Annotated in this window: 22 protein-coding genes; 8 read left to right on the forward strand and 14 right to left on the reverse strand. The window is 54.4% G+C overall.

The features are described 5' to 3' along the window. Positions 1 to 119: 119 nt before the first annotated feature. Positions 120 to 974 (forward strand): subclass B3 metallo-beta-lactamase, encoded by an 855-nt coding sequence (gene bla, locus M2416_RS18130; protein WP_259226253.1) that lies wholly within the window; start codon positions 120 to 122, stop codon positions 972 to 974. Between the two features lie 81 nt (positions 975 to 1055). On the opposite strand, the gene M2416_RS18135 is transcribed toward bla, so the two are convergent. Then, positions 1056 to 2306: an MFS transporter gene (locus M2416_RS18135; RefSeq protein WP_259226255.1), complete on the reverse strand. Its 1251-nt coding sequence runs from the start codon at positions 2304 to 2306 to the stop codon at positions 1056 to 1058. Positions 2307 to 2770: 464 nt separating this feature from the next. Between M2416_RS18135 and leuC the strand changes: the two genes are divergently transcribed. The 5 genes from leuC (at position 2771) to M2416_RS18160 (ending at position 7709) form a co-directional block, all read left to right on the forward strand. Further along, positions 2771 to 4192 (forward strand): 3-isopropylmalate dehydratase large subunit, encoded by a 1422-nt coding sequence (gene leuC / locus M2416_RS18140; protein ID WP_259226256.1) that lies wholly within the window; start codon positions 2771 to 2773, stop codon positions 4190 to 4192. Between the two features lie 3 nt (positions 4193 to 4195). Beyond that, positions 4196 to 4804, forward strand: a complete 609-nt coding sequence (gene leuD, locus M2416_RS18145) for a 3-isopropylmalate dehydratase small subunit (protein WP_241722802.1) — start codon at positions 4196 to 4198, stop codon at positions 4802 to 4804. Positions 4805 to 4840: 36 nt separating this feature from the next. Next, a complete protein-coding gene (locus M2416_RS18150; protein WP_259226257.1) occupies positions 4841 to 5716 on the forward strand; it encodes a fumarylacetoacetate hydrolase family protein in 876 nt (291 codons plus the stop codon). A 23-nt stretch (positions 5717 to 5739) separates the two neighbouring features. Continuing rightward, entirely contained in the window at positions 5740 to 6663 is a 924-nt protein-coding gene (locus M2416_RS18155; protein WP_259226258.1) for an alpha/beta fold hydrolase, read from the forward strand. A 65-nt stretch (positions 6664 to 6728) separates the two neighbouring features. Further along, entirely contained in the window at positions 6729 to 7709 is a 981-nt protein-coding gene (locus M2416_RS18160; RefSeq protein WP_259226259.1) for a LysR substrate-binding domain-containing protein, read from the forward strand. 26 nt (positions 7710 to 7735) lie between these two features. Here M2416_RS18160 and M2416_RS18165 read toward each other — a convergent pair whose 3' ends face one another. The 8 genes from M2416_RS18165 to M2416_RS18200 all read right to left on the reverse strand — a co-directional run bounded on the left by M2416_RS18165 (position 7736) and on the right by M2416_RS18200 (position 13987). Beyond that, positions 7736 to 8533, reverse strand: a complete 798-nt coding sequence (locus M2416_RS18165) for a transporter substrate-binding domain-containing protein (protein ID WP_052698736.1) — start codon at positions 8531 to 8533, stop codon at positions 7736 to 7738. Between the two features lie 42 nt (positions 8534 to 8575). Next, positions 8576 to 9301: an amino acid ABC transporter ATP-binding protein gene (locus tag M2416_RS18170; protein ID WP_045857196.1), complete on the reverse strand. Its 726-nt coding sequence runs from the start codon at positions 9299 to 9301 to the stop codon at positions 8576 to 8578. Between the two features lie 10 nt (positions 9302 to 9311). Beyond that, positions 9312 to 10004, reverse strand: coding sequence for an amino acid ABC transporter permease (locus M2416_RS18175; RefSeq protein ID WP_259226260.1), 693 nt, complete (start codon positions 10002 to 10004; stop codon positions 9312 to 9314). 12 nt (positions 10005 to 10016) lie between these two features. Next, positions 10017 to 10694 carry an amino acid ABC transporter permease gene (locus M2416_RS18180; protein ID WP_123708752.1) on the reverse strand — a complete coding sequence of 226 codons (678 nt, stop codon included), beginning with the start codon at positions 10692 to 10694 and terminating at the stop codon, positions 10017 to 10019. A 14-nt stretch (positions 10695 to 10708) separates the two neighbouring features. Beyond that, entirely contained in the window at positions 10709 to 11617 is a 909-nt protein-coding gene (locus M2416_RS18185) for an NAD(P)-dependent oxidoreductase (protein ID WP_259226261.1), read from the reverse strand. A 21-nt stretch (positions 11618 to 11638) separates the two neighbouring features. Continuing rightward, positions 11639 to 12085 carry a ribose 5-phosphate isomerase B gene (rpiB, locus tag M2416_RS18190; RefSeq protein WP_045857187.1) on the reverse strand — a complete coding sequence of 149 codons (447 nt, stop codon included), beginning with the start codon at positions 12083 to 12085 and terminating at the stop codon, positions 11639 to 11641. A gap of 14 nt (positions 12086 to 12099) precedes the next feature. Continuing rightward, the gene (locus M2416_RS18195; protein ID WP_259226263.1) at positions 12100 to 12852 is read right to left on the reverse strand and encodes a FadR/GntR family transcriptional regulator; all 753 of its coding nucleotides are present in this window, start codon (positions 12850 to 12852) and stop codon (positions 12100 to 12102) included. A gap of 334 nt (positions 12853 to 13186) precedes the next feature. Next, the gene (locus M2416_RS18200) at positions 13187 to 13987 is read right to left on the reverse strand and encodes a helix-turn-helix transcriptional regulator (RefSeq protein WP_259226264.1); all 801 of its coding nucleotides are present in this window, start codon (positions 13985 to 13987) and stop codon (positions 13187 to 13189) included. A gap of 14 nt (positions 13988 to 14001) precedes the next feature. Here M2416_RS18200 and M2416_RS18205 point away from each other — a divergent pair, with 14 nt between their 5' ends. Beyond that, positions 14002 to 14400 carry a VOC family protein gene (locus M2416_RS18205; protein ID WP_134527709.1) on the forward strand — a complete coding sequence of 133 codons (399 nt, stop codon included), beginning with the start codon at positions 14002 to 14004 and terminating at the stop codon, positions 14398 to 14400. A 98-nt stretch (positions 14401 to 14498) separates the two neighbouring features. Here the strand turns inward: M2416_RS18205 and M2416_RS18210 are convergent, their stop codons facing one another. Both M2416_RS18210 and M2416_RS18220 read right to left on the reverse strand, forming a co-directional pair. Beyond that, on the reverse strand, positions 14499 to 15374 hold the full coding sequence (locus M2416_RS18210) for an AraC family transcriptional regulator (RefSeq protein ID WP_259226265.1): 876 nt from the start codon (positions 15372 to 15374) through the stop codon (positions 14499 to 14501). A 476-nt stretch (positions 15375 to 15850) separates the two neighbouring features. Then, a complete protein-coding gene (locus M2416_RS18220; protein ID WP_259226266.1) occupies positions 15851 to 16177 on the reverse strand; it encodes a DUF1493 family protein in 327 nt (108 codons plus the stop codon). Positions 16178 to 16608: 431 nt separating this feature from the next. Here M2416_RS18220 and M2416_RS18225 point away from each other — a divergent pair, with 431 nt between their 5' ends. Next, positions 16609 to 16941 (forward strand): NIPSNAP family protein, encoded by a 333-nt coding sequence (locus M2416_RS18225; RefSeq protein WP_076945854.1) that lies wholly within the window; start codon positions 16609 to 16611, stop codon positions 16939 to 16941. Between the two features lie 98 nt (positions 16942 to 17039). Here M2416_RS18225 and M2416_RS18230 read toward each other — a convergent pair whose 3' ends face one another. From M2416_RS18230 to M2416_RS18240, 3 genes are read right to left on the reverse strand one after another with little or no spacing between them, the layout of a single operon-like run. Beyond that, entirely contained in the window at positions 17040 to 17525 is a 486-nt protein-coding gene (locus tag M2416_RS18230) for an Hcp family type VI secretion system effector (RefSeq protein WP_076945853.1), read from the reverse strand. Positions 17526 to 17543: 18 nt separating this feature from the next. Next, positions 17544 to 17870: a DUF1493 family protein gene (locus tag M2416_RS18235; protein WP_045857174.1), complete on the reverse strand. Its 327-nt coding sequence runs from the start codon at positions 17868 to 17870 to the stop codon at positions 17544 to 17546. Then, a complete protein-coding gene (locus tag M2416_RS18240; protein WP_076945851.1) occupies positions 17864 to 18313 on the reverse strand; it encodes an STM2901 family protein in 450 nt (149 codons plus the stop codon). The genes M2416_RS18235 and M2416_RS18240 overlap by 7 nt, the downstream gene beginning before the upstream one ends. Positions 18314 to 18566: the final 253 nt, after the last annotated feature.

Genomic DNA, 18566 nt, shown 5'->3' on the forward strand with positions numbered 1-18566 from the left:
CAGGATGATACGCGAAAGCGCCGACGCTGGAAATCGGCCGCTAAGGCAGCGCGGTGTAATTTTATGTTGTTTTATTACGTGGCTTTATTTGCCGAAGCTTACCGAGAAAGAGTCATAACATGCGTAGAAAATCTTTGTTGCTGAGCGCCCTGCTTTGTAGTTATAGCGGATGGTCTGCGGTTCCTCCGCCTCAGCCAGCGGACTGGACGCAGCCGGTCGCACCGTTTCCCGTGACCGATAATATTTTTTATATCGGCACCCACGGCCTGACGTCATGGCTGATTGTTTCAGGCCAACAGGCAATCGTTCTCGATCCAGGACTGGAGCAGAACGCTTCGCTGATCGGAAAAAATATCCGCGCGCTGGGGTTCTCGCTGCAGAACGTCAAGCTGCTGATAAACAGCCATGCGCACTTTGACCATGCCGCGGGCCTGGCCACGCTGAAAAAAGCGACCGGCGCGCGTCTCTACGCCATGGAAGGCGACGTGTCCGCGCTGGAAAAGGGGCGGCACGAAGGCGATAACATCTACGGCAACGCCGCCTTCCCGCCCGTCATGGTGGATCGCGTGCTCCATGATGGCGATACGGTAACGCTCGGAAATATCAGGCTGACGGCCGTACTGACGGCGGGTCATTCGAAAGGCTGCACCACCTGGCTTATGCGCTCAACCCTTGCCGGAGAGCCGGTCAACGTCGTCTTCCCCTGCAGCATCAGCGTGGCGGGCAATACGTTAATCAATAACCGTACCTATCCCGGCATTGCGGCGGACTACCGGCGCAGCTTTGCGCGCCTGCGCGGCCTCAGCGCGGATATCGTGCTGCCGAATCACCCCGAGGTGACGCAGGTTATGTCGCGCGAGGAGCGGGTCAAAGAGGGCGATAAGCGGGCCTTTATCGATCCTGGCCTGCTCAAACGCGTCGTAGATGCAGCTGAAATAAAATTTAATGATGCGCTTAATCACCCGGCCCCGTAAGTCACGATGAGCCGTGCTCTCTACGGCTAAAACATCCGGCCCGCCGCCGAACTTAACGCGGAGGCGGGTCAGATGATGTACTTAACGATCGGCGTCGATCCCGATATTAAACATCTCCCGCGTCTCCACTGCTCTTTGCTTATTCGGCAGCCGATGCAGAATCCGGCTCAGCAGCAGCCCAATCGCCAGCAGGGAAATCACGGCGAGCGCCAGCCCGTTCCATCCCGCTTTGGCAAAGACGAAGCCGTTGAGGTAGCCCAGCACAGCGCCGCCCGCGTAATAGCAGAAGAGATAAAATGCCGTTGCCTGTCCTTTAGCGTGGGAGGCGTGCCCGCTCACCCAGGAGAGAATGGTTGAGTGCGAGGTAAAGAAGGCCACCGAGAGGACAACCACCCCGAAAATAAAGACCGCCGCGATGGTGGCAAAAATGCTTATGGCCGCGCCGGCAATCATCACCAGCAGCAGCATGCTGAGCATATTCATGGCGCCGAACCGCACGGCCAGCCTGGCGGTCGTCGGCGCGGAGAAGAAGGTTAGCGCGAAGCTAACGGGGATCAGCCCGATATGGGTAAATGACAGATTGAACGGTTCACGGTGCAGATAGAAGGCGACGAAGTTAAAAATAGAGGTAAAGGAGCCGAAGAGAATAAAGCCGATAACGTAGGCCAGGGAGATATTTCGGTTTTTAAAATGCTCAATGCCGCCTTTTAACATCTGCGTCAGGTTTAGCGCAGTGCTCGGGGTAAAGTTTTTCGACGCCGGAAGGAAATAGAGGACGTAAAGCGCCATAAAGATCAGCAGGCCGCCAAACAGCATGAAAATAACGTTCAGCGAAACCTGTTCCATCATCAGCGTGGCGAAAACCCTGCCGGACATGCTGCCCAGCGAGTTACCAAAAATAAAATAGCCGGTAACGACGCCCGCCAGAGCGGGAGAGACCTCTTCGCAAATATAAACGGTGACCGCCGCCGTGATGCCGCTGACGGCAAGGCCAAGCAGAGCGCGATAGAGCACCAGCTCCGGCCAGGCGCTGACGGTCGTGCACATCAGCGTCAAAATGCCGCCTAACAGCAGTGAAACGACGATAGTTTGCTTGCGTCCAAAGCGATCGGAAAGGCTGCCGGTAAACAGCATCGCCAGGGCCAGACAGCCGACCTCAGCAGAAAGGATCAGGCCAACCTGATTAAGCGGAATATGGTAAACCTCCGCCAGCTTGGGCAGCAGCGCCTGGATAGAGTACAGAGAGGCAAGCTCCGCCAGCCCGGCCAGCGGCAGCGTGAGCAGTATGGGTAAATAATGTCTAAGTCCGATGTTATTCGGTGCTGGCTTCATTTTTATTCCTCACATTATTTCTTTAGATAATTTCTGCGCTGTGCGCGTTCTGCTAAAAAGCGTTAGCGCACCATCAGGTAGTCCATTCAAATAACCATGGAATTTATACATTAATTATCGCCGCGCGATACTTACCAGCCGTAATAGATTAAGTTATGAATCGTGCATCTTATTTATTTCCAATGACCTTGTGCGCAGCGAGCTGAAAATTAACGCTTGCATTATTATTTTTTATCACTTTTCAAGCTATCGCGATCACACTTTTGCAAATAGCCTATAAGCCAACCACACAGAGATAAAAAGGTTATTAATATCATTGAATTACATAAAACACGTTTCGTATCCTTTAGCCTCATGGTTGTACTTCATACTTTTACTTAAGCTTTTTCTCTGCGGTTGCTAATATTCTGCTGACGTGAGCAACGCCTTTTATTATTGCTGTATATAAGCAAGGTGATCCAACCATGAAACCTAAAACGCTGTACGATAAAATAATCGACGCACATATTATTCGACAATTAGACCAACAGGGTAATGTGCTACTTTATATCGATCGCTCTATTTTGAACGAGTATACCAGCCCGCAGGCGTTCAGCGGGTTACGCGAAGCGAAGCGCCAGGTCTGGCAGCCCAAAAGTATTTTACTTAACGTCGATCACGTTAACCCGACGCGCCCCGAACGCACCACCGAGATGACCGATCCGGGCGGTGAGCTCCAGGTTCGCTATTTTGAATCGAACAGCCGGGATTTTGGCCTCGAGCTTTTTGGCGTGATGGATGAGCGCCAGGGTATCGAACACGTTGTCGCCCACGAACAGGGAATGGTGCTGCCGGGCATGGTGATTGCCGCCGGTGACAGCCACACCACGACCTACGGCGCTTTTGGCGCATTCGGCTTCGGCATTGGCACCTCTGAAATTGAGCATATGCTGGCGACGCAGACGCTGGCCTATAAAAAGCTGAAAACGCTGCGCGTCCGGGTAGACGGCGAGCTGCCGTTTGCCGCGACGGCAAAAGATATCGTCATGCTGCTTATCGCCCAAATCGGCGCCGATGGCGCGACGGGCTACGCAATCGAGTTTTGCGGCGAAGCGATTGATGCGCTGAGCGTCGAAGGGCGCATGACCGTCTGCAATATGGCGGTTGAAGCGGGGGCGCGCGGCGCGTTTATGGCGCCGGACGAGAAGGTATTTGCCTACATCAGGTCCGCGCCGCGCGTGCCGCAGGGCGAAATGTGGCAGCAGGCGCTGGCCCACTGGCGCACGCTGCACAGCGACGAAGGCGCGGTCTTTGATAAAGAAGTGGCGCTTGATTGCGCGAACCTGACGCCGCGCGTCACCTGGGGGACCAGCCCCGACCAGGGCGGCTGCATTACCGATCGCGTTCCCAATCCGGCCGATGAGCAGGACCCGTCCAGGCGGCGTGACATGCAACAGGCGCTGGCCTACATGGGTCTTGAGCCCGGCATGCCGATAAGCGGAATTCCTATCTCCCACGCCTTTATCGGCTCCTGCACCAACGGGCGTATAGAAGATTTACGCGCCGTCGCGCAGGTGCTGCGCGATAGAAAAATCGCGCCGGGAGTCAGAGGGATCATCGTTCCGGGCTCAACTCAGGTACGCGCCCGCGCCGAGCGTGAAGGGCTGGCAAAAATCTTTATTGCCGCCGGCTTTGAGTGGCGCCAGTCCGGATGCTCAATGTGCCTTGCGATGAACGAGGACGTGCTGATGCCGGGCGATCGCTGCGCGTCGAGCACCAACCGCAACTTTGCCGGTCGCCAGGGCGCCGGGGCAAGAACCCATCTGATGAGTCCGGCAATGGTAGCCGCCGCCGCGGTAGCCGGTCACCTGGTCGACGTGCGCCAGTTTTTGCAGCAGGAACAATAGACAATGGAACCTTTCAACAGCGTTACCGGCATTGCCGCACCGATGATGGCGGCCAACATTGATACCGACGTCATCATGCCCAAGCAGTTCCTTAAGGGCATCGATCGCAGCGGGCTGGATAAGGGCGCCTTTTACGACCAGCGATGGTTAGCCAGCGGCGAGCCCAACCCCGATTTTATTCTCAACCGCCCCGAGTGGCGCGGCGCGACGTTTCTGATCGTTGGCCCCAACTTTGGCTGCGGTTCCAGCCGCGAACACGCGGTTTGGGGACTGCGCCAGCTCGGTATTCGGGCGCTTATCGGCACCAGCTTCGCCGGTATTTTTAACGACAACTGCCAGCGCAACGGCGTGCTGACCCTGACGCTTTCAGCAGCGGATATCGACCTGCTGGCCCGGGCGGCAGGCGATCCGGCAGGTAATCACATCACCGTTGATTTGCAGCAGCAGCGCATTCAGGCCGGGGAAACGGGCTTCTCCTTTGCCGTGGATGAACTGAAAAAACAGATGCTGCTGCAAGGCCACGATGCGATTAGCTACACGCTGCAGTATCAGCAGGAGATACGTGATTTTGAGGAGCGCTACTTCACCACCCACCCGTGGCTTGTGGCGTAGAACGAAAGAACGACTCTGAGGAGTGAGCAGAACATTATGAAACTGGTCAGTTTTATGCATCATGGCGGCAAGAATGGCCGCGATAAAAGCTACGGTATCTGGACTGAAAACGGCGTTATCGATCTGGGGAAACGGATAGGCGCGCGCTACCCGACCATCAAATCCCTGCTGGCCGGCGAAGCTCTGGCCGAGGCCGCCGCCTACGGACTGCAGCAGCCGGACTACGCGCTGGAGGAGATTAGCTACCTTCCGGTTATCGAAGATCCGAACAAAATCATCTGCGTGGGTATGAACTACGCCGACAAGCGCCTTGAGTTTGACGAAAAGAACAACGAACCCACGCTGTTTATTCGCTTTGCCGATTCGCAGACCGGGCACAACGGCACGCTGCTCAAACCGGGAGCCAGCGCCGAGTTTGACTATGAGGGCGAGCTGGCGGTGATTATCGGTAAAAGCTGCTTTCACGCGAGCGCCGAACGGGCGCTGGAGTACGTGGGAGGCTACAGCTGCTACATGGATGGCTCCGTGCGCGACTGGCAGCATACCTGGTATACCGCCGGTAAAAACTGGCCGCAGACCGGCTCTTTTGGCCCCTACTTAACCACCGAGGATGAGATTGTCGATCCGCAGGCGCTGGCCATCCACACCTGGCTGAACGGGCAGATGGTGCAGAACGATAACACCCGCAATATGGTACATAAGATCGCCCAACTTATTTGCTACATCAGCGCTTTTACGCGCCTGATGCCCGGAGATGTGATCATTACCGGATCGCCTGGCGGCGTGGGTAAAAAGCGCGTTCCCCCGCTATTCTTACGCCAGGGGGACCGCATTGAGGTGGAGATTGAGGGGCTTGGCCGTCTGAGCAATACGGTAAGCGAGGCGCGTCAGGCGGTTGAGAGACCGGCATGAGCGGAGAAAACATAAGGAGCTTGATGATGATAGATACCGCTGAAGGCATTAAGGATAAAGGCGAGTCCGCCTTTATTCCCGGCTTTCGCCTGCTGGACGTTGAGCTGGGCAACGGCATCCGCCTGCGCGCCGCGGTTGGCGGCCAGGGCGAGCCGCTGCTGATGCTGCACGGACACCCGCAAAACCACGTCACCTGGCGCAAGATTGCCCCCACGCTTGCCCGGCACTTTACCGTCATCATGCCCGATATTCGGGGATACGGTGACAGCAGCAAGCCGCCGAGCGACCCCGAGCACCGCACCTACTCCAAGCGCGAGATGGCAAAGGACATCGTTTTACTGATGGCGCGGCTGGGCTTTAACGACGGATTCGCCTTCGTTGGCCACGATCGCGGCGCTCGCGTCGGGCATCGCCTGGCGCTGGACTATCCGCAGCAGGTTAAGCGCAGCGTCTTTATTGATATTGCGCCAACGGCCACCATGTATGAGCGTACGGATAAGGCGTTTGCCACGCGCTATTTCTGGTGGTTCTTCCTGATCCAGCCCGCGCCGCTGCCGGAGAAGCTGGTGGCCTCCGATCCGGCCTTCTTCCTGCAAAAGCACATCAACGGCCAGTTGAAAACGCCAGGCGCCACGGAGCCGGAGGTGTTTGCCGAGTATCTGCGCTGCTATCAGAACCCGGAAACGCTGCGCGCGGTTTGCGAAGATTACCGGGCGGCGGCCACGATAGACCTGGCGGACGATGAGGCCGATAAGCATCTGCGCATCGGCAGCCCGCTTTTGGCCCTGTGGGGTGCAAAAGGCACCGTAGGCCAGCTTTATGATGTAACATCAACGTGGCAGGAAAAGGCGTTGAACGTGAGCGGCGTGCCGATGCCTTGCGGACACAGCCCTCAGGAAGAGTGCCCGGAAGAGATGCTCAGGGTCATCATGCCCTTCCTTTCCTGAAGGCTCCGCGCCACCCACGAGGCTCGATAGCGGGCCTCCTTTTTTATTCTCCGGATGGCACGCACATGAGCACTCATGACAAGCAGCGGGCGCAGTGGCCGCTTATCGAAGATCTGAACGTTTTTCTGACCGTGGTGCGCAAGGAGAGTTTTGCCAACGCGGCGGCCGAGCTTGGGCTATCGCCCTCCTACGTTAGCAAGCGTATCGGCCTGCTTGAAAAAAGCCTCGGCATGCGCCTGTTTCATCGCAGCGCCCGCGCTATCCGGCTTACCGCCGACGGGCACAAGGCGCTGAGCGGCGCGATCTCCGTCCTGGACAGCATGGGCGAGTTCGTTGCGGGGCTTGCCGCCTGGCGCGACGCCATCGAGGGAAATATCCACATTAGCTGCTCGTTTGGGTTCGGTTCAACGTACATGGCAGACGCGCTCTCCGCGCTGGCGGAGCGCTACCCGGCGCTCAACGTTAAGCTCACGCTGACCGACCGGGTGGTTGACCTGATTGAAGAGGGGGTAGATCTCGAGATCCACGTCGGCGACGATATTAAAGATCTCTACATTACCCGCAGGCTCTCGCTCAATCGACGGGTGCTGTGCGCCGCGCCGCAGTACCTTGCCGGGCACGGCACGCCAGCTCAGATAAGCGATCTCAAGCAGCACAAGTGTCTGGTTATCCAGGAGCGTAGCGCGCAGTTCGGCGTCTGGCCGCTCACCAACGGACGCGACAGCACGCAGCTGCATATCGGCAGCCAGCTCTCCTCCAACAGCGGCAGCGTGGTGCTAAGCTGGGCGCTTAACGGCCACGGGATAATTCTTCGCTCCCTGTGGGAGGTTCAGCGCTATCTGGCGAGCGGCGAGCTGGTGCAAATCCTCCCGCCGTGGCATCAGAGCGCCAACATCTGGGCGGTTTACTCCAACCGCACTTCCGGTTCGGCAAAGCTGAAGGTATGCATCGATTTCCTGATGGACTATTTTCAGCAAAATCCTCCCGTCGGCGACGCGCTGTGGGGAAAAATAACCGCTGAGGATGGGGAGAGCCGGCTTGTTTAACGAAGGGCCGGCAGGGACGCGATAAGCTATTTACGGTTTATTATTTCCGCCGGGATAGCTTCACCGTGATATTTTTCGTAAATGGCATTCAGTTTTCCATTTTTAAGATTGGTGACAATCCATTCATTTAATTTTTCTTTCAACTCAGGCTCACCTTTTTTAACTCCGATAGCTAAATCAAATACCGTTAGGGTTAATTTGGGCTCAAAGCTTAATTTAGGATTCTGTTTTTTAATCTGGTTAACCAGCGTGGCGGAAGTGGCGACCGCGTATGCCTGGCCGCTAACGGCGGCGGTGACTAAGGTGGCGTCATCATCATAGCGCTGGATGCTATAGCCCTTTTTCATCGCATCCTGACTCAGCATTGAGTCCTGAGTGGTGCCGCGCGTAACGGTAATGGCGTGCCCTTTTAAATCGGCCCAGTCGCTGACTTTAGTGGCGGCAGGCGCGGCAATAACGGAGCGCAGCCCGGCATAGGCGCGGGTAAAATCAATCACCTGCGCACGCTGCGGCGTGACGGATAGGGTTGAAATGACGATATCTGCCTTACCGGTTTGCAGATTCGGAATACGCGTCGGTCCGGTGGTTTCAATAAACTTCAGCTTTAAGCCCCAATCCTTCGCCAGCAGTTCAGCGGTTTCGACATCAGAGCCGACCGGCTTCATCGAGGCGTCCAGCATGCCTGAAGGCGGTAGTGACATATCGGTGGCAACGCGCAGCTCGCCGCGCTGTTGGATGTCCTGCAGCGCATTTGCCGAGGCCGGCTGGGCGATGAGCGCGGTTACCACGCCGGCGAGTAGAGCAATCGATTTTGCGTATTTCATTATTATTCTCCTGATGAGGATGGGTACAGGGTATCGGGTGAATTACAGATCGTTGGCAATAAACTCCTTTAAGGCCTCGGTTTCCGGCGCTTTCAAAATGGCGGCACTCCCGCTTTCATGCACTTTTCCCTGATGCATAAAGATCACCTTATCGGCGACTTTGCGGGCGAAATTCATTTCATGGGTCACCATGATCATCGTCATGCCGCTGCCCGCCAGCCGCTCAATCACGCGCAGCACTTCGCCGGTTAATTTAGGATCCAGCGCCGACGTGACTTCATCAAAAAGCATCACTTTTGGTTTCATCGCCAGAGAGCGGGCGATAGCGGCGCGCTGCTGCTGCCCGCCGGAGAGCTGCTCAGGGTAGCTGTCCACTTTATCCGCGAGCCCGACCTGCTCCAGAACGGAGAGCGCCAGCCTTCTGGCTTCCGCCTTCGGCATTTTTTTCACCGCCACCGGACCAAGCGTAATGTTCTGCTCAATGGTGAGATGGGGAAACAGGTTGTAGCTCTGAAAGACAATGCCAACGTCCTGGCGTAGCTTACGCAGGTCGACTTTGGGATCCTCCACTTTATAGCCGCACACTTCGATGCTGCCGCCGTTGATGGTTTCTAGCCGATCGATACAGCGGAGCGCCGTGCTTTTGCCCGAGCCGCTGGCGCCAATCAGCGCCACGACCTGGCCCTGATTCACCGAAAACGAAACGTCTTTCAGCACTGAATTTTGACCAAAACTCTTCTGTACGTTGCTTAAGGTAATGATTGACATAACTTTATCCTTATCCTCGGTTAACGCGTGCCGCCATGGCCTGCAGGCGCTTTGCCTGCTTCTGCGGTGCTCCGCGTTCCAGCCGGCGGCTTAGCACTGAAACCGGAAAACACAGGCAGAAGTAAATGCCGGCAACGATCAGATAGATAACGAAGGGCTGGAAAATCGAGTTATTGATGAGCTGGCCAGCGCGCGCCAGCTCGACAAAACCCACCACCGACGCCAGCGAGGTGTTTTTGATTATCTGCACCGAGAATCCCACGGTAGGCGGCGTTGCCAGCTTGATTGCCTGCGGCATAATCACTTTGAACATGCGCTGAGTGCGCGACAGCGCCAGGCATTCGGCCGCCTCCCACTGCGCGCGCGGAACCGATTGTATGCAGCCGCGCCAGATCTCACCGAGATAGGCGCTGGCGTAAATGGTGAGAGAGATGCCCGCTGCCGGCAGAGGCGCAATCGAATAGCCGAGTTGCGGCAGGCCGAAGTAGACCATAAACATGATGATCAGCAGCGGCGTGCCCTGAATCAGCTGCACCCATGCGCTGACCAGAAGCCGCAGCGGCTTCACTGGCGCAATACGTCCCAGCGCAATGAGAAACCCCACCAGACCACCGCCGCCGAAGGCCATGAGCGACAAAATCACCGTCCACAGCGCGCCATCAAGCAGAAACTGCAGATGAGCAAAGTTAAGCGAAATATTCATCAACGGCTCTCCTTAAATCGACGTGCCAAGACGGCGGCGGCGCGGGAAAATTACCTGACCAAATAGCCAGAATATCACCCGCATCAGCAGCGACAGCGCGATGTAAATACAGGCCACGATGAAGAACGTTTCAAAGGGGCGATAGGTTTCTGACTGGATAAAATTGGCCGTTGCCGTGAGCTCTTCCGCGGAAATTTGCGATGTCACCGACGATGCCAGCATCAGCAAAATAAACTGGCTGGTGAGCGAGGGGTAAACGCGCTCAATCGCCGGGCGCAGCGCCACGTGCCAGTATTGCTGCCAGCGGTTCAGCCCCAGCGTTTCGGCGGCTTCCCACTGACCTTTGTGAATCGACTCGAAGCCGGCGCGCATAATCTCCGCCGTATACGCCCCGACGTTGATGGTGAGCGCAATGACTGAAACCGTGAAAGCGCTGAATGAGAAGCCCAGGCTGGAGAGACCAAAATAGACCAGGAAGATCTGCACCAGAAAAGGCGTATTGCGAATCGACTCGACATAAACGCCCGTCAGGCGCGCCAACCAAACCGACTCCGAACGACGCGCCGCTGCGCACAGCGTGCCGATCAGAAAACCGGTTAACGTCGTCACCAAAGCCAGTTTGGCGGTGAGTAGCGCGCCGCTCCACAGAAGCTGCCACTGCGCGAGAATTGCTGTGAAATCGAGCATCATAAGGTCAACCCCGGTTATTTTGTTACGCTGTTTTGCTGGCCGGTCATGCGGTCGTAAACTTTAAAGAGCGCCTGATTGCCGTTGGCACCTTCGCCATAGGCCTGCGCGTTTTGATACTGCGAGGCGACCAGCGCGGTAGCGGGGAGCGGGACCGGATGCTTCTGCGCGGCCTCCAGCACAAGACGCAGATCTTTCATCATCAGGTCGATACGAAATCCTGCGGAGACGTCACCTTCAATCATTGCGCCACCCAGTTTGTCGAGCATCCAGGATGCCGCCGACCCGCCCATCAGCACCTCGCGCATCTGCGGAAGATTGATATCCCAGGCGCGCGCCAGCGCTAACGCTTCGCAAATTGCCTGGATGTTGATGCCACAAATCAGCTGGTTACATAGCTTTACCGTCTGCCCCGCGCCGGATGCGCCAACGTGATTGAGCGTGGTGCCCATGGCGCGCAAATAAGGCGTTGCCTGGGCAAAGCCTTCGGCGCTGCCGCCCACCATGATCGTCAGATTGCCGTTTTTTGCGCCAACCGGGCCGCCGGAAACCGGCGCATCCAGCATCGTGACGCCAATGGTTGCCAGCGATTCGCTTAGCTGGCGCGTCGCGGCGGGTGCGATAGTGCTCATATCAACAAACAATTTCCCACGCGGCGGGTTGCTCAGCAGTCCGCCGGCGCCGCGCACGATCTCTTCAACCTGCGGGGTGTCTGGCAGCATGGAGATGACGATATCGGCATCAATGATAGCGCTGGAAAGATCGCTGACGACGTCCACGCCGTACGGGCGTAGCGCATCGCCTGCCGCTGCGACAACATCAAACGCGCGAACGGTAAAACCCGCCTGTGCCAGATTGCGCGCCATCTCGCGGCCCATGACGCCAAGTCCAATAAACCCGACAATGCCGGAAGTGCTGTTACTCATCGTTATGCTCCAGGTTGATGGTTAGTTAAGTTGTTCCAGCTGAGCGAGCTTCGCGACGCGACGAACAAAGTCGTCGTCATGCACAAACTTCGCTTCGAGGAAGGCAAGAATCAGATCGCGAGCAAGCCACGGCCCGACAATTTGCGCCCCCACGCACATGACGTTGACGTCGTCATGCTCCACCGACTGGTGCGCAGAGTGCACGTCGTGGCAGACCGCCGCGCGGATCCCTTTGACTTTGTTCGCGGCGATAACCGCCCCGACGCCGGTGCCGCAGACCAGAATGCCGCGCCGATCCGCGCTGCCGCGCACCTTGCTGCATAGCGCCAGGGCGATATCCGGAAAATCAACCGGTTCGGGGTCGTGGCTGCCGACATCGTCAATCTGATATCCGGCCTGATGCAGCCACTGCTTAAGCTCCTGCTTGAGGTGAAATCCTGCGTGGTCACTGCCAATCACAATCTGCATCTGCTGTTTTCCTTTTACGGCGTAGTGAAGGTCGATGAACCGCTGCCGGCCTTGAGGATGGTGGCGCGGCGGCGAAAATCTGAGCCAATCTCGAAGTGGCGGCCAAGTAACTCATCGGCTTTATTTTCATCACGTTCGACGATGGCGGAAAAAATGGCGCGGTGATGGTTAATGAGGAACTCTTCAATCCCCTCGACCTGAATGATCTGCTCGCGGCGGTCAAGGTGTGAACGACGCATCAACATGCTGATGGACTGGTAAATATTGATAAGCGTGGGCGAACCGGATGCGGTGACGATGCTTTCGTGAAACCTGAAATCTGCTAAGGCGCCGAGCTCCGGGGTGCGAATGGTCTCAATGATTTCGCCGAGACAGGCGGCCAGGCGATCGTAGTCACTTTGCGTTGCGCGGCGACAGGCTAAACGAACGGCCTGACGCTCAATCGCGATTCGTGCCTGCATGACGTCATCTACCACGTTGGGCTGGTGGGCAAGTACGAAAGTAAAGAATTCACCGAGAATGGAGACATCAGGTTTGGTTATCACGGTACCAACGCCGTGGCGGATCTCCACCGCCCCGACCATGGCGAGCGCCCGCAGCGCTTCGCGCAGTACCGGCCGACTGACGCCTAACTTTGCCGAAAGCTCGCGCTCCGGCAGAAGGCTGTCCCCGGCTTTCAGTTCGCCGTTGAGGAGCTGATCCCGCAAAAATTTTACAACTCGGTCATAGCCGCTGCCGGCTTCGGTCTTTTCACGCCTGATTTCCATGTGATCTCACCAGTGGTCTGTAGTGGTAATACCAATGGTAGATGTGTTGATGAAATATTAACGTGATATTGATCGTTTATTGATCAGTTGTTTTTGTGATGTAACCGGCAATGAGCGGAGAAAGGTGAACGGGCCAGGGAACGTTGGCCGTATTGCGGCAGGCAGAGGAGAAGCGGACAGCTAGCGGAGGGGCTGCAGATAGCGTGCGTCGGGACTTAGCTGAACCGGGAAAAGGGCTCGCACAAAAATCATGGCGGAGCCGTCGCCCAGGCCTGGCGGGGATGATGAGAGATATTAGCGAACGGAGGTCGGCCTGATTTTTTCAGGCGGCGAGTTAACCTCCCTTCCCTCGAACATACTCTGCATTGAGCTGTCTCATCTCATTATCCCGCCAGCGTTCCCAACGGTTCCTGAGTTCACTCCTGCTGGAGCCAATATCTTCATTCAATATCGTCGCCTGGCGTATGCGCTCAGCCCGGAAGTGACGAAAGCCGCCGCGTAGCTCGCACCAGCTAATGAGGAGACAGCAGTTCTGGTCATAGCCCAACACCACCGGCCAAACGGTTCTTTGAGTGATGTCACCGGAGCTGGAGCAGTAATCCAGCAACAGCTTTTTTCCTTCCCGAATGGCGATGCGTATATTCCGCGTATCGGGTTTGAAGCTGCCTGACTCCTCCGGCTTTATCCCTACTGCCGAATAAGATAAACAACCGAGCAGCCGCGCGGGAACTACCGAGGCGATTTTTGCCAGCACGTCGCTGGCGTTATTCGCCAGCGTCGCATCCGGTAAGCGCCGCACCAGTTCCGCGCCAAGAAAGATGGCTTCCAGCTCCTCGGCCGTAAACATCAAAAGAGGCATGTTGTAGTCTGAACTTAAAACATAGCCCGCCCCCGCCTCCCCCTCTACCGGCACCCTTTGCCCGGCGAGATCCGCCATATCCCGATAAATGGTTCGCTTTGAGACCTCAAGCTCTTCGGCCAGTTTCGCCGCGGTGACCGGAAGCGTCGAACGCCTGAGTATCTGGAGAATCTGGAACAACCTGTCTGCACGCCGCATTTTTTCATCCTGTTGCCACCACGCTGTCAGCATACCTGAGTGAAGATATTTTTCAGAGGCCGCGCTATTCGCCGCCATAATGGAGCATCGCTATGAAATTTGTCTCTGTCCGCCTGATTGCGCAAAACATCAAAGACGTTGTGCAGTTTTATGAGTTAGTTACCCGCAGCAAGGCCGACTGGTTAGCCCCGGTTTTTGCCGAAATCGTCACGCCGGTCGCCGTTATCGCCATAGGTAGCGTTGAGACGGTAGCGCTGTTTAAAGAGGGCAGCGCCCAGCCCGCACTTAATCGTTCGGTAATTTTGGAGTTCAGGGTAGAAGATGTCGATGCCGAATTTAATCGCTTAAAAGAGCACATCGAAGTGGTTCATCCCCCGAAAGATTTACCCTGGGGAAACAGGACAGCACAGTTTCGCGATCCTGAAGGCACGTTGATCTCACTTTATACTCCGGTAACGGAAGCGGCGAAAACGCGCTTTAATCGGGGATAAGAGGAAGGCAACTGATAAGAAGCTCTCCCGGTCAAAAGAAAGATGGGAGAGCTGCTCGGGAAAGTCTCACGCCTGCGGCGACGGTAAGCAGGATCGGCTTATTTCAGCGGTAAATAGATATCCGTGAGCAATTCATGTTCCGCCACCTCATGGACAAAGTTGTGGTAGTGAAAGAAGAGCGGGAAATCGCGCAGCTCTTCTCCGCTGCCGGGCAGCCAGTCGCGGTACAGGGCCTGCGCCAGCCCGGTTAACGCCTCGTGCGATCCCTGATGGCGCAGCACCGCGCATCGGCCCGCGGGGATGTCGCTATTAACCACCCCGAAGCGATTGTCTTCGTCAATCGGTGAGGTTACCGTTCCGCAAATATGGAACGCAAATTCATCCGACGGCGTTGTAGCCGGATCGTCCGGAGCAACACCGTACGTCTGGCTGCTGGCAACGGGAGAATAGCCCGTGGTTTTTCGCCACTCAATAAAGCGGGCCGCAGTTTCGTTTATGAGCTCCGGCTGCCCATAGTGAGTCAGCATAGCGACTGATGTCGCGGGAAAATTGACGATCTTGACCTGGCCTTGCATCGTTTGTCTCCTGGCTTTATAGGGTTCAGATATGCGCTTATGCCAATCGACCCAAGGAGGCTGCTGGCGAAATTGCGTCGGTGAGAGACCGAACATTTGTCTGAAAGCGCGACTAAATGATTCAGCGTGCTGAAAACCGGCGTCGAACGCGATATCGGTGATTTTCTCTAACGGATTAAAAGCCAGCCGATAAGAGGCGCGTTTTAAGCGCATCATCTGGATGTAACGACCAGGGGGCATCCCACAATAGCTGCAAAACTGACGATGGAAATGAAATGGCGAGAAGTGAGCCACTTCACTGAGTTTTTCCAGCAACAGCGCGTCGTCGAGATGGCGGTCAATATAATCAAAGACCCGTTTAAAACGTCTGGCGTAACTATCGGTTTTGTTATCGCACATGGCTTCCTCCGTGCCTCTTAATATGCGCAAAGGCGATTTGATTTGCCTGACCGATCTTGCGCAAAATAACAAAACCGCAAAAGAAACCCGTCTCAAGGTGCGGCCTTAGCTGCCGCAGACACAGGCCCTTACTGAGCGGCGTCATCAATGATGGCGCCGGGATGCGTCAAAAAATGGAGTATGTCGATCCAGAACAGACGGTTGGCAATGAGCCGTTTTATTATCGAGTTCGGTGACCGCCTGAGCGATCGTCTTTAATACGGTGGCAGTTACACAGAATTATTTACAGGGTTATACGAGGGGAGCGCAACGCACTCTTTCTTTATGCCGTTGGGCGTTCGTTCCAGGCGTCTTAAACCGCGAAGTTCGACACTCCCCTCACGATACTGAACATCGGAACCACCACGGATTACCGCGCCGCCATCATCTTTCAAAAATAAGTGCACAGGTACAGCCATTCTTAAAAATTTTTGTAATCAATCGTATAACCAGCGTCCGGCTTTAGCTGACTCTGCGAACATTCGTACAGTTAGCGGCTTTGATACTTGCCCGATCGGCTCTTTGTTAAACCATTTGCGGTATACAGATTCTCTTTCCCACGGGTAGTAGGCATCAAAATTGATCGCCGATACATCGACGTTAAATTTTTCCCCGAAATCCTCGATTGCATAAGGCAATTCATCCCATTCGGCGTAGCCTTGTAACGGCGTATCAAACTCAATTGGGATTGGCTTAAAAGTAAAGGTTACTGCAAGAGATAACTCTCCTCGGAAAAACGCTAATACTTCACTATCTGTCACCATACGCGATCTACTTTTCTGTCCATGGTGTTAAAGAGAATTATAAAACAATAAGTTAAGAAAAGAAGACAACTCAAGAACCAAGTTCTTGTTGTCTTGAGGTTTCAACTTAGCACCACCAGAATCCCCAATCTACACGACAAAAACTACTGGAAAAATTGTCGCGCCGAAAGTGCCATCCCCCCTTTCAGGCATTGCGTTCAAAAACTTCAGCGGTGGTAGGCTTCTCCTCATAGAGGTAAACAGCCTCCAAAGTTTTAACTGCGTGATAAAGTGAAAGCTCGCCAGAGAGCTTCCCAGTGCGTCTGAGGGGTCTTGCTGCTTCTGCTTACGGATGACTGAACTGTCTGATTAGTAGTAGCTTCGTGGCCCAGTCCGGTTTACTTTATTGCTATCAACCAGGAGAAGTTCAGAGGCGACACGGAGATAACGCTTTGAAAACCGTCGAGATACTGCAGTACATTCTACGCAAAGGCACCGGAGCCACTTTTCACGCCATCATGCAGGACATCAGCATTCCCCTACACCAACGACACGGGATCGATGTCGTGTCATTTGGCAACTCGCTACATGACCCGGATTGCTACTACCTGATGCGCGCCTTTGATAATCCTGAAAGCATGGCTACGGTTCTCGATTCTTTTTACGCCAGCGCTGACTGGCGCAACGGCCCACGCGAAGAGATCATTCATAGCATTGAAACCAGCTTGAAAACAGTGATAAACCTGCCGCCGGAAAGCGTAGACGGGCTGCGGGTACAATCGTAGGTTATCGTCTTCGCCAGACATTTTGAGCGTCGCCAAATTTTGAGCCGTCGCGGACATCCGCTCGTTTATTCGCCATTGTCGATTAAGTACACGCGTGGTTAGGCTTGTTTCTTCTCGTTCCACGCGTCAGAGTGAAGAATATTACCGTCTTTATAGAGATGAGTGATTTTCTCATAACTCAGAGAAACATCTTCCATGTGTCCTGTACCTGTTACGTTGCGGGTGTCGTGCATCAGCGGGCTATGGCTAACCACTTTCACATTTTCCAAAGCGATCGTGTAGTAAATTTCCTCCTGTCCATTGTAGTTTATTCTGTAGAACTGAAATTCAGCACTTTTAAGCGTCTGGCCTGTTGCAACGGCTTTAAACAGGTAAGGTGATGAACTATCGATCTCTTTGGTGAAATTAAAAGAGCAGTGTTGACGGGAGCCAGTAATTTTACCAGTAAGAGGATCTGTAGGAATAACCACGCCATGTTGCAAGCTGCGTAGCTCTATACTTCCATCCCTTCCGTGAACATCACAAGATCCCATAATCTGCGATCCGCCATCATCTTTTAAAATTAGGTGAACAGGTACAGCCATTTATTAAGCTCCTTGTAATTAGTCGTACAACCATTTCCCGGCTTTAGCTGATTCTGCAAACATTCTTACAGTAAGAGGTTTTGATATTTGTTTTACTGGTTTATCAGTGAACCATTTTCTAAAGAACCACGTATGAAACCACGGATAATATTTTTCGTAATTCATTACTGATACATCAACATGAAATACTTCATCGTATTTATCAATACAGTAAATTAAATCATCATCATCAGCATAATCTTGCAATACATCGTCCAGTTCCAACGGTATTAGTTTTCCTGAGAAAGTACCCAACACAGGCAGCTCATTACGGAAAAACTCTAATACTTCCTGATCCGTTACCATATGCGATCTTTCTCATGAGCAATGGTGTTATAGTCTCGAACAGTTTTATAAACGATCTGACTAACATCACTTGCAAGAATCACCCAACCGATTACAGGTAAGCCACGACCTACGAAAGCTCCTAAATTAGTTACGTACTTTGGTTTAAGCGTTGCTATGCTGGCTTCTGTCAATGTGGGAAGTCTGATCGGTAATTCAACGTTAAGATACTGGCGTAAGTATTTAGAGGCTATGGAGGTTCCTTGAGTCGCCCCATAAGGTTTGCCCCTTGTCTTTAACAGTGGTAACCCCAGTATGATGCAACTCAATGCCAGAAGGTCTGTAACCCCTCCAAACTGCTCGTTTGTCTTGTCCAGAAAGAGCCAAAAGAACAATTCACCCGCTGAAATGTTATCGATCCCTTTGTAGAAGTACGTTCCATTTAGCTGTTCAACTGTATCCATCAGTAACCCTATAGTTTCTATTGGTTTGCTTACCTATCGTACTCCTAAGCAATCGGACACAGGAAGGTTTTCTTCCCAGGAAACCTCTGATTTTTTTAGACAATAGAAGCCTTATTGCCCGTTGGTGGTAAGACAACGAGCGGAGCCGTTAGGCGACTTTGTAAGCATCCCGGTAATCCGGACCATTCACTTTTAGAGATCTTCCGGCATACTGATTATGTCCCCGGAGGAGATCGCCATGCGCAAAGCACGA

This window comes from Klebsiella sp. BIGb0132 (assembly GCF_024810075.1).
GTDB lineage: Bacteria > Pseudomonadota > Gammaproteobacteria > Enterobacterales > Enterobacteriaceae > Klebsiella > Klebsiella terrigena.

Excerpts from the sequence above, each read along its gene's own strand:
- bla (WP_259226253.1), top strand. The coding sequence starts at position 120 with ATGCGTAGAAAATCTTTGTTGCTGAGCGCCCTGCTTTGTAGTTATAGC.
- M2416_RS18135 (WP_259226255.1), bottom strand. The coding sequence starts at position 2,306 with ATGAAGCCAGCACCGAATAACATCGGACTTAGACATTATTTACCCATA.
- leuC (WP_259226256.1), top strand. The coding sequence starts at position 2,771 with ATGAAACCTAAAACGCTGTACGATAAAATAATCGACGCACATATTATT.
- leuD (WP_241722802.1), top strand. The coding sequence starts at position 4,196 with ATGGAACCTTTCAACAGCGTTACCGGCATTGCCGCACCGATGATGGCG.
- M2416_RS18150 (WP_259226257.1), top strand. The coding sequence starts at position 4,841 with ATGAAACTGGTCAGTTTTATGCATCATGGCGGCAAGAATGGCCGCGAT.
- M2416_RS18155 (WP_259226258.1), top strand. The coding sequence starts at position 5,740 with ATGATGATAGATACCGCTGAAGGCATTAAGGATAAAGGCGAGTCCGCC.
- M2416_RS18160 (WP_259226259.1), top strand. The coding sequence starts at position 6,729 with ATGAGCACTCATGACAAGCAGCGGGCGCAGTGGCCGCTTATCGAAGAT.
- M2416_RS18165 (WP_052698736.1), bottom strand. The coding sequence starts at position 8,533 with ATGAAATACGCAAAATCGATTGCTCTACTCGCCGGCGTGGTAACCGCG.
- M2416_RS18170 (WP_045857196.1), bottom strand. The coding sequence starts at position 9,301 with ATGTCAATCATTACCTTAAGCAACGTACAGAAGAGTTTTGGTCAAAAT.
- M2416_RS18175 (WP_259226260.1), bottom strand. The coding sequence starts at position 10,004 with ATGAATATTTCGCTTAACTTTGCTCATCTGCAGTTTCTGCTTGATGGC.
- M2416_RS18180 (WP_123708752.1), bottom strand. The coding sequence starts at position 10,694 with ATGATGCTCGATTTCACAGCAATTCTCGCGCAGTGGCAGCTTCTGTGG.
- M2416_RS18185 (WP_259226261.1), bottom strand. The coding sequence starts at position 11,617 with ATGAGTAACAGCACTTCCGGCATTGTCGGGTTTATTGGACTTGGCGTC.
- rpiB (WP_045857187.1), bottom strand. The coding sequence starts at position 12,085 with ATGCAGATTGTGATTGGCAGTGACCACGCAGGATTTCACCTCAAGCAG.
- M2416_RS18195 (WP_259226263.1), bottom strand. The coding sequence starts at position 12,852 with ATGGAAATCAGGCGTGAAAAGACCGAAGCCGGCAGCGGCTATGACCGA.
- M2416_RS18200 (WP_259226264.1), bottom strand. The coding sequence starts at position 13,987 with ATGGCGGCGAATAGCGCGGCCTCTGAAAAATATCTTCACTCAGGTATG.
- M2416_RS18205 (WP_134527709.1), top strand. The coding sequence starts at position 14,002 with ATGAAATTTGTCTCTGTCCGCCTGATTGCGCAAAACATCAAAGACGTT.
- M2416_RS18210 (WP_259226265.1), bottom strand. The coding sequence starts at position 15,374 with ATGTGCGATAACAAAACCGATAGTTACGCCAGACGTTTTAAACGGGTC.
- M2416_RS18220 (WP_259226266.1), bottom strand. The coding sequence starts at position 16,177 with ATGGTGACAGATAGTGAAGTATTAGCGTTTTTCCGAGGAGAGTTATCT.
- M2416_RS18230 (WP_076945853.1), bottom strand. The coding sequence starts at position 17,525 with ATGGCTGTACCTGTTCACCTAATTTTAAAAGATGATGGCGGATCGCAG.
- M2416_RS18235 (WP_045857174.1), bottom strand. The coding sequence starts at position 17,870 with ATGGTAACGGATCAGGAAGTATTAGAGTTTTTCCGTAATGAGCTGCCT.
- M2416_RS18240 (WP_076945851.1), bottom strand. The coding sequence starts at position 18,313 with ATGGATACAGTTGAACAGCTAAATGGAACGTACTTCTACAAAGGGATC.